11 protein-coding genes, 1 pseudogene and 1 riboswitch are annotated in these 13,523 nt (G+C 71.3%); of the genes and pseudogenes, 7 read left to right on the forward strand and 5 right to left on the reverse strand.

Going from position 1 to position 13,523, the window contains the following annotated elements; translation table 11 throughout:
• Positions 1–124 precede the first annotated feature (124 nt).
• Together AC6F7H_RS10370 and AC6F7H_RS10375 are read left to right on the forward strand one after the other, a co-directional pair.
• Entirely contained in the window at positions 125–2,056 is a 1,932-nt protein-coding gene (locus AC6F7H_RS10370; RefSeq protein ID WP_500756694.1) for a 2-oxoacid:acceptor oxidoreductase subunit alpha, read from the forward strand.
• The gene (locus tag AC6F7H_RS10375) at positions 2,049–3,128 is read left to right on the forward strand and encodes a 2-oxoacid:ferredoxin oxidoreductase subunit beta (protein ID WP_500756695.1); all 1,080 of its coding nucleotides are present in this window, start codon (positions 2,049–2,051) and stop codon (positions 3,126–3,128) included. The genes AC6F7H_RS10370 and AC6F7H_RS10375 overlap by 8 nt, the downstream gene beginning before the upstream one ends.
• A 59-nt stretch (positions 3,129–3,187) precedes the next feature.
• Here AC6F7H_RS10375 and AC6F7H_RS10380 read toward each other — a convergent pair whose 3' ends face one another.
• Positions 3,188–3,586 carry a winged helix-turn-helix transcriptional regulator gene (locus AC6F7H_RS10380; RefSeq protein WP_500756697.1) on the reverse strand — a complete coding sequence of 133 codons (399 nt, stop codon included), beginning with the start codon at positions 3,584–3,586 and terminating at the stop codon, positions 3,188–3,190.
• 90 nt (positions 3,587–3,676) lie between these two features.
• On the opposite strand from AC6F7H_RS10380, the gene AC6F7H_RS10385 reads away from it, so the two are divergent.
• Together AC6F7H_RS10385 and rarD are read left to right on the forward strand one after the other, a co-directional pair.
• Positions 3,677–4,531 (forward strand): SDR family oxidoreductase, encoded by an 855-nt coding sequence (locus tag AC6F7H_RS10385; RefSeq protein ID WP_500756699.1) that lies wholly within the window; start codon positions 3,677–3,679, stop codon positions 4,529–4,531.
• Between the two features lie 153 nt (positions 4,532–4,684).
• Positions 4,685–5,773, forward strand: coding sequence for an EamA family transporter RarD (rarD, locus tag AC6F7H_RS10390; RefSeq protein WP_500756700.1), 1,089 nt, complete (start codon positions 4,685–4,687; stop codon positions 5,771–5,773).
• 20 nt (positions 5,774–5,793) lie between these two features.
• Here rarD and AC6F7H_RS10395 read toward each other — a convergent pair whose 3' ends face one another.
• Entirely contained in the window at positions 5,794–7,074 is a 1,281-nt protein-coding gene (locus AC6F7H_RS10395) for a tetratricopeptide repeat protein (protein ID WP_500756701.1), read from the reverse strand.
• A 349-nt stretch (positions 7,075–7,423) separates the two neighbouring features.
• Here AC6F7H_RS10395 and AC6F7H_RS10400 point away from each other — a divergent pair, with 349 nt between their 5' ends.
• Positions 7,424–7,777 (forward strand): hypothetical protein, encoded by a 354-nt coding sequence (locus tag AC6F7H_RS10400; protein ID WP_500756703.1) that lies wholly within the window; start codon positions 7,424–7,426, stop codon positions 7,775–7,777.
• 21 nt (positions 7,778–7,798) lie between these two features.
• Here AC6F7H_RS10400 and AC6F7H_RS10405 read toward each other — a convergent pair whose 3' ends face one another.
• Positions 7,799–8,341 (reverse strand): MarR family winged helix-turn-helix transcriptional regulator, encoded by a 543-nt coding sequence (locus AC6F7H_RS10405; protein ID WP_500756704.1) that lies wholly within the window; start codon positions 8,339–8,341, stop codon positions 7,799–7,801.
• A 45-nt stretch (positions 8,342–8,386) separates the two neighbouring features.
• Between AC6F7H_RS10405 and AC6F7H_RS10410 the strand changes: the two genes are divergently transcribed.
• Positions 8,387–9,658, forward strand: a complete 1,272-nt coding sequence (locus AC6F7H_RS10410; RefSeq protein WP_500756706.1) for an amidase — start codon at positions 8,387–8,389, stop codon at positions 9,656–9,658.
• A gap of 77 nt (positions 9,659–9,735) precedes the next feature.
• On the opposite strand, the pseudogene AC6F7H_RS10415 reads toward AC6F7H_RS10410, so the two are convergent.
• Positions 9,736–10,964 (reverse strand): annotated as a pseudogene (locus AC6F7H_RS10415) (LolA family protein).
• Between the two features lie 235 nt (positions 10,965–11,199).
• Positions 11,200–12,210 (reverse strand): polyprenyl synthetase family protein, encoded by a 1,011-nt coding sequence (locus AC6F7H_RS10420; protein WP_500756708.1) that lies wholly within the window; start codon positions 12,208–12,210, stop codon positions 11,200–11,202.
• 630 nt (positions 12,211–12,840) lie between these two features.
• Positions 12,841–13,004, forward strand: a riboswitch (cyclic di-AMP (ydaO/yuaA leader).
• A gap of 12 nt (positions 13,005–13,016) precedes the next feature.
• On the opposite strand from AC6F7H_RS10420, the gene AC6F7H_RS10425 reads away from it, so the two are divergent.
• Positions 13,017–13,508, forward strand: a complete 492-nt coding sequence (locus AC6F7H_RS10425; RefSeq protein ID WP_109377639.1) for a transglycosylase SLT domain-containing protein — start codon at positions 13,017–13,019, stop codon at positions 13,506–13,508.
• Positions 13,509–13,523: the final 15 nt, after the last annotated feature.

Below are 13,523 nucleotides of genomic sequence, written 5' to 3' on the forward strand. Positions count from 1 at the left end.
ATCTCGAAGTCGTGTCCAAGATGCGAATGACCTGAGGAAGGCGCCCCTTACGGACGTAGGGTTGATCCAGGGACGGCCTGCGGGAGGGCCGGTCCCGGACAGCGCCTCGAGGAGGTCCAGTTCAGTGACCAGCCAGGTCAGCAGCCCAGCGGAGCAGGCCGACGGAACAGTCCTGGGAGAGCAGCGCAAACCGGCGGGAGCGAAGGACGTCCGTCGCCTCGACCGGGTGATCATCAGGTTCGCGGGGGACTCGGGCGACGGCATGCAGCTCACCGGTGACCGCTTCACCTCGGAGACGGCGTCGTTCGGCAACGACCTGTCGACACTGCCGAACTTCCCGGCCGAGATCCGCGCCCCGGCCGGCACCCTGCCGGGTGTCTCGTCCTTCCAGCTCCACTTCGCCGACCACGACATCCTCACCCCCGGTGACGCGCCGAACGTGCTGGTCGCGATGAACCCGGCCGCGTTGAAGGCGAACATCGGGGATCTGCCGCGCGGCGCGGAGATCATCGTCAACACGGACGAGTTCACCAAGCGGGCGATGCAGAAGGTCGGGTACGACAGCAACCCGCTGGAGGACGGTTCGCTCGGCGGCTACAGCCTCCATCCGGTGCCGCTGACGACCCTGACGGTGGAGGCGCTGAAGGACTTCGACCTCAGCCGCAAGGAGGCCGAGCGCAGCAAGAACATGTTCGCGCTGGGGCTGCTGAGCTGGATGTACCACCGGCCCACCGAGGGCACGGAGAAGTTCCTGACCTCGAAGTTCGCCAAGAAGCCGGACATCGCGGCGGCCAACATCGCCGCGTACCGGGCGGGCTGGAACTTCGGCGAGACGACGGAGGACTTCGCCGTCTCCTACGAGGTGGCCCCGGCCGCCACGGCGTTCCCGCCGGGCGTGTACCGCAACATCTCCGGCAACCTGGCCCTGGCGTACGGCCTGATCGCGGCCTCCCGGCAGGCGGACCTGCCGTTGTTCCTGGGGTCGTACCCGATCACGCCGGCCTCGGACATCCTGCACGAGCTGAGCCGGCACAAGAACTTCGGTGTGCGGACCTTCCAGGCCGAGGACGAGATCGCCGGCATCGGCGCCGCGCTGGGCGCGGCCTTCGGCGGGTCGCTCGCCGTGACGACGACGTCCGGCCCCGGTGTGGCCCTGAAGTCCGAGACGATCGGTCTCGCGGTGTCGCTGGAGCTGCCGCTGCTGATCGTGGACATCCAGCGCGGCGGCCCGTCCACGGGCCTGCCCACCAAGACCGAGCAGGCGGACCTGCTCCAGGCGATGTACGGGCGCAACGGCGAGGCCCCGGTCCCGGTGGTCGCGCCGCGCACGGCGGCCGACTGCTTCGACGCGGCCCTGGAGGCGGCCCGGATCGCGCTGACCTACCGGACCCCGGTCTTCCTGCTCTCCGACGGCTATCTGGCCAACGGCAGCGAGCCGTGGCGCATCCCGGACACGGAGGAGCTGCCGGATCTGAGCGTGCGGTTCGCCCGCGGCCCCAACCACACGATGGACGACGGCACCGAGGTGTTCTGGCCGTACCAGCGGGACCCGCACACCCTGGCCCGGCCGTGGGCGGTCCCGGGCACCCCGGGTCTGGAGCACCGGATCGGCGGCATCGAGAAGCAGGACGGCACGGGCAACATCTCCTACGACCCGGCCAACCACGACTTCATGGTGCGTACCCGGCAGGCGAAGGTCGACGGCGTCGAGGTCCCCGACCTGGAGGTCGACGACCCGGACGGCGACGCCAGGGTGCTGGTCCTCGGCTGGGGGTCCACCTACGGGCCGATCACCGCGGCCGTACGGCGCATCAGGGGCGCAGGGGGCGCGATCGCCCAGGCCCATCTGCGCCATGTCAACCCCTTCCCGCGGAATCTCGGGGAGGTCCTGGAGCGTTACGAGAAGGTGGTGATCCCCGAGATGAACCTCGGGCAGCTCGCCACGCTGGTGCGGGCGAAGTACCTGGTGGACGCGCACTCGTACAACCAGGTCAACGGCATGCCGTTCAAGGCCGAACAGCTCGCCACGGCTCTGAAGGAGGCCATCGATGGCTGAGACGTCCACGGAAGGCAGGGGCGCGGTCGACGCGCTCTCCTTGGTGCCCAAGGCCGAGGGCAAGCAGTCCATGAAGGACTTCAAGTCCGACCAGGAAGTGCGCTGGTGCCCCGGCTGCGGTGACTACGCGGTCCTCGCCGCCGTGCAGGGCTTCATGCCCGAGCTCGGACTGGCGAGGGAGAACATCGTCTTCGTCTCCGGCATCGGCTGCTCGTCCCGCTTCCCGTACTACATGAACACCTACGGGATGCACTCCATCCACGGCCGCGCCCCCGCCATCGCGACGGGCCTGGCGACGTCCCGGCGCGACCTGAGCGTGTGGGTCGTCACGGGTGACGGGGACGCGTTGTCCATCGGCGGCAACCATCTGATCCACGCACTGCGCCGGAACGTCAATCTGAAGATCCTGCTGTTCAACAACCGGATCTACGGCCTCACCAAGGGGCAGTACTCGCCGACCTCCGAGATCGGCAAGATCACCAAGTCGACGCCGGTGGGCTCGCTGGACGCGCCGTTCAACCCGGTGTCGCTGGCCATCGGCGCGGAGGCGTCCTTCGTGGCCCGCACGGTCGACTCGGACCGCAAGCACCTCACCGAGGTACTGCGGCAGGCCGCCGCCCATCCGGGCACGGCGCTGGTCGAGATCTACCAGAACTGCAACATCTTCAACGACGGCGCCTTCGAGGTCCTCAAGGACCGCCGACAGGCCGAGGAAGCGGTGATCCGGCTGGAGCACGGCAGTCCGATCCGCTTCGGCACCGACCACGCGAAGGGCGTCGTGCGGGACCGGGCCACCGGCGATCTGAAGGTGGTCGCGGTGACGCCGGAGAACGAGGCGGAGATCCTGGTCCACGACGCGCACTCGGCGTCGGCGACCACCGCGTTCGCGCTGTCCCGGCTCGCCGATCCGGACACCCTGCACCAGACCCCGATCGGCGTCTTCCGCTCCGTGGACCGCCCGGTGTACGACACGCTGATGGCCGAGCAGTTGGACAACGCCGTCGAGCAGCACGGCAAGGGCGAGCTCGGCGCGCTGTTCGCGGGCAACGACACCTGGACGGTCGTCGGATGAGCACCGCCGGCTGACCGTCTTCGGCCACCCGCCCCTCAGGGGCCCGAGGCCCGGACGCCTCAGAGCGTCCGGGCCTCGTCGTACGCCTTACGGGCGGTCAGCACGTCGTCCATGCGCCGTTCGGTCCACAGCGCCAGCGCGCTCACCTGCTCGGCCGCCTCCCACCCCAGGTCGGTGAGGGAGTAGTCGACCCGCGGCGGGATCACCGGCTTGGCGTCACGGTGGACGAGCCCGTCCCGCTCCAGCGTCTGCAGGGTCTGGGTGAGCATCTTCTCGCTGACCCTGCCGATCGCGCGACGCAGCTCACTGAAGCGGTGGGGCCGCTCCTGGAGCCGGATCAGCACGAGCACTCCCCAGCGGCTGGTCACATGCTCCAGGACCAGGCGGTGCGGGCACAGCGCCTCACGCTCGCTCCGCCGGCCCTCGCCGTCCCGTACGGACACATCACTTACCGTCATGCCAGTACCTTACTTCAAAGTGGGTACTTTCCATTAGTTAGCGCAACTCCTAGGGTTAGTGCCATACGCCCCCCACAAGGAGTTCTGATCATGAGCATCGTCGTCACCGGAGCCACCGGAAACCTGGGCCGCCACGTCGTGGGGCAGCTCCTGGAGAAGGTTCCGGCCGAGCAGGTCACCGCCGTCGTACGCAGCGCGGAGAAGGCCGCGGACCTGGCGGAGCGCGGGGTGCGGATCGCGGTCGCCGACTACAGCGCCCCCGAAACCCTCGACGGCGTGTTCACGGCCGGCGACAAGGTGCTGCTGATCTCCAGCAGCGAGGTCGGCGCGGACCGGGTGGGACAGCACACGGCCGTCATCGACGCCGCCAAGGCCGCCGGCGTCTCCCTGCTCGCCTACACCAGCGCCCCCGGAACGCTGACCGCCGCGCTCGCCGACGACCACCGCGGCACCGAGAAGGCCCTGCTGGCCTCCGGTCTCCCGTACGTCCTGCTGCGCAACGGCTGGTACCACGAGGTCTACACCGAGAACCTCGCCCCCGTGCTGGAGCACGACGCGGTCGTCTCCGCCGCCGGTGAGGGCCGCCTCTCCTCCGCCGCGCGCGCCGACTACGCGGCGGCCGCCGTCGCCGTACTGACCGGCGAGGGCCACGAGAACAAGACGTACGAGCTGGGCAGCGACGAGTCGTGGGACCTCGCCGAGTACGCGGCCGAGCTGAGCCGCCAGACCGGCAAGGAGATCGCCTACAAGCCGGTCACCGTCGAGGAGCTCACCGGCATCCTGACCGGCGCCGGGCTCCCCGAGCCGGTGGCCGCCATTTTCGCGGGCACGGACGCCTCCATCGAGAAGGGCGAGCTGGTCGTCACCAGCGGCGACCTGGCCCGCCTGATCGGCCGCCCGGCCACCCCGATCGCGGACGCCATCGCCGCCGCACTGAAGGCCTGACCCGGGGCCTGAATGCCTGACCCGGGCCTGGACGCCCCCGCTCGTCATGACCGTATTCCAGTATGGGAATGACGAGCCGGGCGTCCGGCGTTACGGTCGTCCGGGCGAGCGTCGCTCGCCCGGACACGCGTCAGGCGAGAAGGAGGGCGGCCCGTGACCGAGAAGTCGGACGGCGAGCGGCGTACAGGACTGCTGAACGGCTTCGCGGCATACGGTATGTGGGGGCTCGTCCCCCTCTTCTGGCCACTGCTGCAGCCCGCCGGAGCCATGGAGATCCTGGCCCACCGGATGGTCTGGTCGCTGCTCTTCGTGGCCGCCGCCCTGCTCGTCATACGTCGCTGGTCCTGGCTCGGCGAACTGCTGCGGCAGCCGCGTAGGCTGGCCCTGATCGCCGTCGCCGCGGCGGTCATCACCGTGAACTGGGGCGTCTACATCTGGGCGGTGAACTCCGGGCACGTCGTCGAGGCCTCCCTCGGCTACTTCATCAACCCGCTGGTCACCATCGCCATAGGCGTCCTGCTGCTGAAGGAACGACTGCGGCCCGCGCAGTGGGCGGCGGTCGGGGTCGGCTTCGCGGCGGTGCTCGTCCTCACCATCGGCTACGGTCGCCCGCCGTGGATCTCGCTCTGCCTCGCCTTCTCCTTCGCCGCGTACGGACTGGTGAAGAAGAAGGTCAACCTCGGCGGCGTCGAATCACTGGCCGCCGAGACGGCCGTCCAGTTCCTCCCCGCGCTCGGCTATCTGCTCTGGTTGGGCAGCAGTGGCGAGTCCACCTTCGGTGCCGAGGGTGCGGGACACGCGGTGCTGCTGGCCGCCACCGGCCTCGTCACCGCGCTCCCCATGGTCTGCTTCGGCGCCGCCGCGATCCGCGTACCGCTGTCCACGATGGGGCTGCTCCAGTATCTGGCCCCGGTCTTCCAGTTCCTGCTCGGCATCCTCTACTTCAAGGAGGCCATGCCGCCCGAGCGCTGGGCCGGATTCGCGCTGGTGTGGCTGGCGCTCATGCTGCTGACCTGGGACGCACTGCGCACCGCCCGCCGGTCCGCCCGCGTACTCACCACCGAGCGCGCGAGGGCGGCGGCCGTGGCCGGCGCGGCGATGAGCCCGGTGGCCCCGGTGGTCGTAGCGAACCCGGCGGAAGCGGTGAGCACCGTGAATACGGCGAACACCGGGGACACCAGGGACACCGTGGACGCGGTGGACGCGCCGAAGGCCGGGCCGGAGCGCTCCTCAGCGCGTTGAACGGCTCCGTCCACGCCCACTCACCCGTGCCGGGCGCGGTCGGTCAGCCGGCCCATGCGGGAGCGGGCGGACTCCAGTTCCTCGATCTCGTCGGCCGCCGGGCCGTCCTCGGCGGCGAGTTCGGTCCACAGCTCGATCAGCCCGCGTCCCAGCTCCAGCCCGCGCAGCGGATCGCGCACCGCGCGCCAGGCGGTGGCCGCGCTGCGGACGTTGCCGTAGGCGGCCTCCGCGTCGCCCGCCCTGCGGTGGATCCCGGCGAGGTCGAGGGAGAGCCGGAAGGCGTGCAGCGGCTCGTCACCCAGGTAGGCGATGTACGCGGACAGCTCGCGCAGCTTGAGCACCTCCGGGTGCTCGGGCCCCAGCGTCCGCGACGCCTCGGTCACCGTCTCCCCGGCCAGTCGCGCCGCCGTGTCGATCCGGCCCGCCCGAACTGCCTCGTTGATCCGTCCCATGGGCTCGGCCAGGTGGGTCTCGCCCGGGGCGGCGGGCGGCTCGTCCCCGAGCACCGCCTCCGCCACGGCGTCGAAACCTCGGGGCGGGGCCGGCTTGAGGTCGGGGGCGAGAGCGGGTTCGGGCTCGGCCTCCGCAGCCGGTTCGGGGGTGGGGGGAGGGGCAGCTCCCGGTGCCGGGGGTGGTGTCCGGCCGGCCGAGGGCAGCGGGTCCGGCGTCCGGCCGGCCGGGGGTATGGGAGGGGCTGAGGGCGCCGGAGGTATCAGGGGTGCCTGAGGCGTCCGCGGTGTCCGAGCGGGTGCCGGGTGCCTGCCGTGGTCGGCTTCGGGGGCGGGGTGCGGCCTCGTGTCCATGAGTGGAGGCGGGCCGAACTCGCCCATCGGCGGCACGACCGTGCCGGGAGGTACGGCTTCCACCGACTCGGGCACCGGCCGCAGCCGGAAGGTGGGTGCGCTGTCGCGCACGGGCACCGGAGCCGGCACCGGAGCCGGGGTCTGCATCGGAGCCGGGGTCGGCGCTGCCGGCTCCATGGGGACCGGTTCTCCGGCGAAGTGGCTGGCACCGTCCGGGTCGACCCGGAGCGGGACGACGTACCCGGTGCGCTCGTCGTGGATGGTGGCGAGGACGGTGTGTCCCGAGGCGACGGCGATGCGGTGGAGGCGGTTCAGCACCGCCTGCTGCACCTCCTCGTCGGGTCCGGCGACCACCAGCACCCCGCCGACCGACGCCTTCCGTGAGCCGGCACCCGTCGCAGGGGCGGGGACATGGACGTCGATCGGCACTGCCGCACGGTCCGCCGCACGTGCGGCCTGCTGCTGTTCCCACTTCTGCTCGCGGCTGAGTCGCGCCATCGTCCCCTCATTCGGGTCGTGAACCTACCGACGAGTCTGTCCGCATATCCCCGTTTCTCACGTCACCGCGTTGTCACAGGCTCGTCCCAACGGCCGTCCGCCCGGTTCCGCGCCTGTCGGCCGGCATGAGGAGACCCGGGTGAACCGCGGTCGGTCCGCACTGACCAGCTCCTGAGCCGTCACGCACACCCCGGTATTTATTTCTCTCGCGAGAGAGATACCTTGGTGATGGCCGGGTCCCGGTGCCCCGCGGGTACCGCACCGCCCGGAGGTCTCGCACGCATGGAGGATTGCCGTGGCTCTGCCCGCTCTGTCGTCCTTTCGGATCGAGAACGTTCAGGAGCCGTCCATGGATGCCCGTCATGAAGCCGCTCTCGGCCTGCATCAGCTCGAGGGGTTCCTCCACCAAGAGGCCCACCGCCTGGAGGCACACCGCAAAGCGCACGATTTCGCCTGGGCGCTGCCCGGCCTCACCACGGACCAGCGCCTCGTGGTCGAGGAGGCGTACGCCCAGGAGCAGGTGGCGTACGCCCGCGAGACGACGCGCCGCATCGCGGAGCGCATACAGCAGGTCGAGGCTCAGTACGCGACCCGCCACCGCCGGTTCACGCGGGACACCGCCGTTGCCATGGCCGTGGTCACCATGGGTCTGATCGGTCTCTGCATCGCGGTGATCCTGGGGACGGCGTCGGGCGCGCCCTGACGGCACCCCGCCGCCGTTCCGTCAGCGGGTCTCGTCCTCCAGGGAGACCAGTAGCTTGCGCAGGCTGCCCCTGATCGCCGCGCGTTCCTCCGGGTCCAGCACGGAGAGCACCTCCCGCTCCAGGCCGAAGTGCGCTTCCAGCACGCGGTCCACACTCGCCCGCCCCTCCTCCGTCAGACGGACCAGAGTGCTTCGGCCGTCGTCGGGGGACGGGCCGCGCTCGATCCAGCCCTCCCGCTCCAGCCGGTTGAACCTCCCGGTGAGACCGGCGGACGACACGATCAGCGCCTGGCGCAGTTGCCCCGGCGTCAACGCGTAGTGAGGGCCGCTGCGGCGCAGGGCGTGCAGCACGTCGAAATCCCCGAGATTGGCGATGGGCACGCCGCCGGCGCGGCGCAGTTGCGCCACGAACCGTTCTTCCAGGAGTCGGGCCGTACGCATCAGACGGGCGATCACCTCGGTGGACGAGACGTCCAGTTCGGGCCACTCGCTGCGCCACTCGGCCAGCATCGTGTCCACACTGTCGCCGTCGACGGCGGCTTCGGTCTCTTCGTCCTCACGCATCTCGGCTCCAGCGTATCCGCAGCGCGAGCAGGGAAGGAGCCAGGCGTGAGGAGACCGGTGGGGGCCGCTCCGTCCGAGGCGGTGGCGGAGATCGTCGCCTCGGTGCGCGCGCGGAGGCTGCGGGCCGTCGAGGTGGTCGCGGAGGCGCTGGCGCGGATCGAGCGGGCCGATCCGGTGCTGTGCGCGTTCACCGAGGTGTGGGCCGAGGAGGCACTGCGGCGGGCGGCCGAGGTGGACGCCCGGGTCGATGCGGGTCCACCCGGCTCGGGTGAGTGGCTGCCGCTGGCCGGGGTGCCGATCGCCGTGAAGGGGCGGTACGGGCTCCGGACGGCGGGTCCGCTGCTCGCGGCCGGTGGTGTCGCCGTGGGCGCCACCGCCGTACCCGGGCCCGGCACCCCCTGGCAGACCTGGGGGCGCGGGGCGCGCGGACGGACCGTCAACCCGTGGCGGGCGGACCGCACTCCGGGCGGTTCCTCGGCCGGGGCCGCGGTCGCGGTGGCGGCGGGGCTGGTGCCGCTGGCGACGGGCAGCGACGGTGCGGGGTCGGTACGCATCCCGGCGGCGTGGTGCGGGGTCGTCGGTCTGAAGGTCACCAACGGCCGCCTCTCGTCGTCCGACCGCACGGGTCTCGCGGCACCCGGCGTCCTCACCCGGACGGCAGCGGACGCGGCGGTCTGGTGGCGGGCGGTGTCGCCGCCCACCGCCGTCGAAGCGCCGCCGCCCGTCCCCCGCACCGCGATCTGGTCCCCCGACCTCGGCTTCGCCGATCCCGACGAGGAGCCCGTCGCGCTGGCCCGCGCCGCGGTCGACCGGCTCGTCGACGCCGGAGTCGTACGGCTCCTGAGGCCCCCGCGGGCCGTACGGCCCGCACAGTCGGCGAAGCCTCCGCTGCTCCTGGACCCCGCGCCAGCCTGGCTCGCCCTGCGCGCGCCCGGCGGGTCCCGCCCCGGCCTCGCCGACGCCCACCGCATTCGGGTGGCGAACGACCGGCGCCTGGCCCGCCTCTTCGCCCACGCCGAGTTGCTGCTGACGCCCACGGCGCCCACCGCGCCGCACGGCCACGAGGGGCCCGGTGACGTCTACTCCACCGCGCTCACCTGGGCGTTCAACGTGAGCGGGCACCCCGCGCTGAGCCTCCCCGCCGGGTTCGGCAGCGACGGCTGCCCGGCCGGGCTCCAACTGGTGGCGCCGCACGGGCGGGAGGCGCTGCTGCTCGCCGTGGCACGGGCGGCGGAGCGACGGCAGGCGCTCGGCGCGGTGGGGTCGTCAACTGCTTGCCGGGAGCGTGCCCGGGGGAGGGTTGACCCGATCGTGTGATGCTCGGCTTCCGGGCCGGACCACGCACAGGATGTGTGCCGCCGCCCCGGGACCCGCTCCCCCCGTTGCCTCCCCCGTTACTTCGCCTCGTTGGCGGCCTTCACCAGCGCGTCCTTCGTGACGGCACCGACGTAGACCTTGCCGTCCTCGGTGAACAGGGCGTTGACCAGGCGGGTGCTGAACACGGTGCCCGTGCCGAACTCGCCCTTCACCCGGTCGCCGAGCGAGCCGAGGAAACCGCCGAGGTCACCGCCCTCGGAGCCGGTCGGCAGACCTCCCTCGGCGCCGGTGTCGAAGGTGGCGACGGAGTTCCAGCCCTCGCCCAGCACCTTCAGCCCGTCGAGCCCCTTGGAGAGGTCCTCCTCGGACTTCGGGGCGCCCTCCGGCTTGCCGGTCGGCTCCCCGCCCTTCTTCCCGTCCTCCAGGGCGCCCTCCTCGGTCACCTTGGCGCCCTTGGGCGGGGTGAAGTCGAAGGTCGACGCGGCCGGCCGGTCGAAGCTGACCTTGGTGAAGCCGACGTCCACGACGGCGGCACCACCGCTCGCCGGGGTCAGCGTGAACTTCAGCGGCGTCCCGGTCCGGTGGTCCACCGCGATGCTGATCGCACCGACCGTGGAACCGGACTGCTTGGGCTTGACGACCAGCTTGTAGGCGTCGCGGCCGGCCACCTGCGCGGTGCCGTCGACGGTGACGGACGTGGTGTCGTCGACCGCCTTCAGTGCCTCCTCGGCGAAGTCCTTCGGCGTGGCCGGGGGCTGCTCCCCCTTTCGCCCTCGGCGGACTCGTCGACGGTGCCGTGGTAGACCTCGTCGGACGCGCTGTCGTAGCCCCAGACGTCCTTGCCGTTGCGGATCAGGCTGTACTCGGCGGCGCTCTCGAGCAGCGACACCTTCTGCCGGTCGGGGCCGTCGACCGCGACGCGCAGGGTGTGCGTACCGGAGGCCAGCTCGGTGAGCTTGGCCGACGGGTCGGCGGACGAGCCGCCCTCGCCGCGGTCCAGGGCGCCGGAGGCCAGGCTGCTCTCCAGGCCGCCGAGGTCCGGCAGTCCGAGGTCGGTGGTGATCTTCACGGTGCCGGACAGTCGCTCGGTGTCCGACTCGGCCATCTTCTCGATGAGCTGCGCGGCGGTGATCTCCGGCAGGTCCGGGTCGCCGGAGTTCGCGATCGCGGGGACGAGCCCGATGGTCGCGGCCGCCACTCCCATCACCGTGACCGGGACGACGTACCGCGCGGCCCTGCGCCGGCCCGAGCCCGGCTCGCGGGTCGTCCCCGCGGTCGTCGTGTCGTCGGATTCGTACGGTGCCATGTGTGCCTTACCTCCGTGGTCGGCGGCGGCCCGCGTCTCGTGTTCCTCACACCGGTCACACCCTGAGCCGCCATTCTCACCCGAATCGGTGAGGAGTGGTGTCCGTCATGGTCCATCTGACCAAACACCGCGAGAGGAAGCGTCAGACCCCGGACTCAACTCCGTGTACTGCTGCGGTATGACACGAGGAGGTGTTTCCGCCCCCGACCAGTAGGGGTCGGGGGCGGCGGGCGAGTCAGCCGGCCCGGTGCACCACCGCGTCGCACAGTTCGACCAGGGCCGTCTTCGATTCGCACTCCGGCAGCGGTGCCAGCACCGCGCGCGCCTCCTGCGCATAGCGCACGGTGTCCCGGCGGGCCTGCTCCAGCGCGGGGTGCGCGCGCAGCAGTCGCAGCGCCTCGGCGTGCCGGCCGTCGTCGCTGAGGTCGGAGTCCAGCAGCTCGCACAGCGCGATGTCCTCGGGCAGGCCCAGCCGGGCCGCTCGCTCGCGCAGCCGCAGCACGGGCAGGGTCGGAATGCCCTCGCGCAGATCGGTGCCCGGGGTCTTGCCGGACTCGTGGGAGTCGGAGGCGATGTCCAGCACGTCGTCGGCGAGCTGGAAGGCGATCCCGAGCCGCTCGCCGTACTGGGTCAGCACGTCCACGACCGTGTCGTCCGCGCCGGACATCATGGCGCCGAACCGGCACGAGACGGCGACCAGTGAGCCGGTCTTGCCACCCAGGACGTCCAGGTAGTGGTCGACCGGATCGCGGCCGTCCTGCGGCCCCGCGGTCTCCAGGATCTGACCGGTGACCAGCCGCTCGAACGCCTCCGCCTGTACCCGTACGGCCTCCGGCCCGAGGTCGGCCAGGATGTGCGAGGCGCGCGCGAAGAGGAAGTCGCCGGTGAGGACCGCGACGGAGTTGCCCCAGCGGGTGTTCGCGCTGGGCACCCCGCGCCGCACACCCGCGTCGTCCATCACGTCGTCGTGGTACAGCGTGGCCAGGTGGGTCAGCTCCACGACCACGGCGGACGGTACGACGCCGGGCGCGTAGGGGTCGCCGAACTGGGCGGCGAGCATCACGAGCAGCGGCCGGAACCGCTTGCCGCCGGCCCGCACCAGGTGCTGGGCGGCACCCGTGATGAAGGGCACCTCGCTCTTGGTGGCCTCGAGCAGCCCTTCCTCGACAGCCGTCATCCCGGCCCGGACATCGGCTTCCAGAGCCTGGTCCCGCACGCTCAGCCCGAATGGCCCGACGACGGTCACGAGGGGTCTCCTGTCTGCTGGTGTCCACTGGCGCTCAGACGTCTTGCACCGTTTACCGAGAGGTCGCTGGTTGTCGATAGGTCGCTGACATCACTCGAGTCAGCGTATCCGGTCATGTTTCGATCACCGCCAGCACCCACATTCCCCAAACTCACCCAAGCACGCGCGGACGGCACCTCACGGCGCCCTCCGATATCGGATCACCATCAGATCGTTTCCGATCAGTTGACAACAAGGGACATTTGCCAACTTTCCGGACGTATCCCGTCCACGCGCCGGGCGTGCCCCGAGCCGCATCTCGGCGCGCGGTCCATCCTGCCCGTCCTGGTGCCCGATTTGCCGCAATTGCCAAATGGATTCCCTTTGGCGGCAAATGCGCCCGCGCGATGCGGCCAGTGAGGTCGGTCACGCGCACCCCGACACGTCCACGACTCCCCGCGCGGGCGCTTTCCCTTCCATCGAACGCGAGTTGACCGTTGGCACCCGCAAAGGATCAAGTACCCCAAACAGCCCAAGACAAGATCAAACGGCGTCATACGTGACGCTCGCACTTGTTCCCGACATGTGCTCTCGCATACGTTCCCGGCCTGTCGGGCGGACGCCGAATCCTGCCGCCGCCCGCGCCACCCGTCGATCAACTCACTCACGCACGGCAGGAGCGGGGGACCCAGGTAAGTCGCCGGACCGGTTCGCACCGGGACGGCTCGGGGTGAAGCCATGCCCTCAGGGGCGCGGCCGGGCACTCTTCCGCCCGAACCCGACAGCTCACCTCGTAGGCGTAGGAGAGGAACGCACACATGCCCGCCATGCCCGCATCCGGTCAGCGCCGCTTCGGCCGCACCCGCCTCGTCCGCTCCCTCGCCGTCGCCGGCGTGGCCGCGATCGCCCTTCCGGTGTTCGGCGCCACCAGCGCCTCCGCAGCTCCCGCCACCCCCGTGTCGTCCGCCCCGGCCGCCGCCGGCACCGAGACGGCGTACCCGGACAACCTCGACGGCTGGATCCGCGAGTCGCTGTCGATCATGGCGCAGCACGGCATCCCCGGCAGCTACGACTCCATCCACCGCAACATCATGCGCGAGTCCTCCGGCAACCCGCAGGCCATCAACCTGTGGGACTCCAACGCCGTCGCCGGCACCCCGTCGAAGGGCCTGCTGCAGGTCATCGACCCGACCTTCCAGGCGTACCACGTGCCCGGCACGGCCTTCGACCCGTTCGACCCGGTCGCGAACATCGCGGCGGCCTGCAACTACGCGGCGGACCGCTACGGCTCGATCGACAACGTCTTCGGCGCCTACTGAGACGTCCGGGCGCAC

The sequence above is a fragment of the Streptomyces sp. MMS24-W38 genome, from assembly GCF_059889265.1.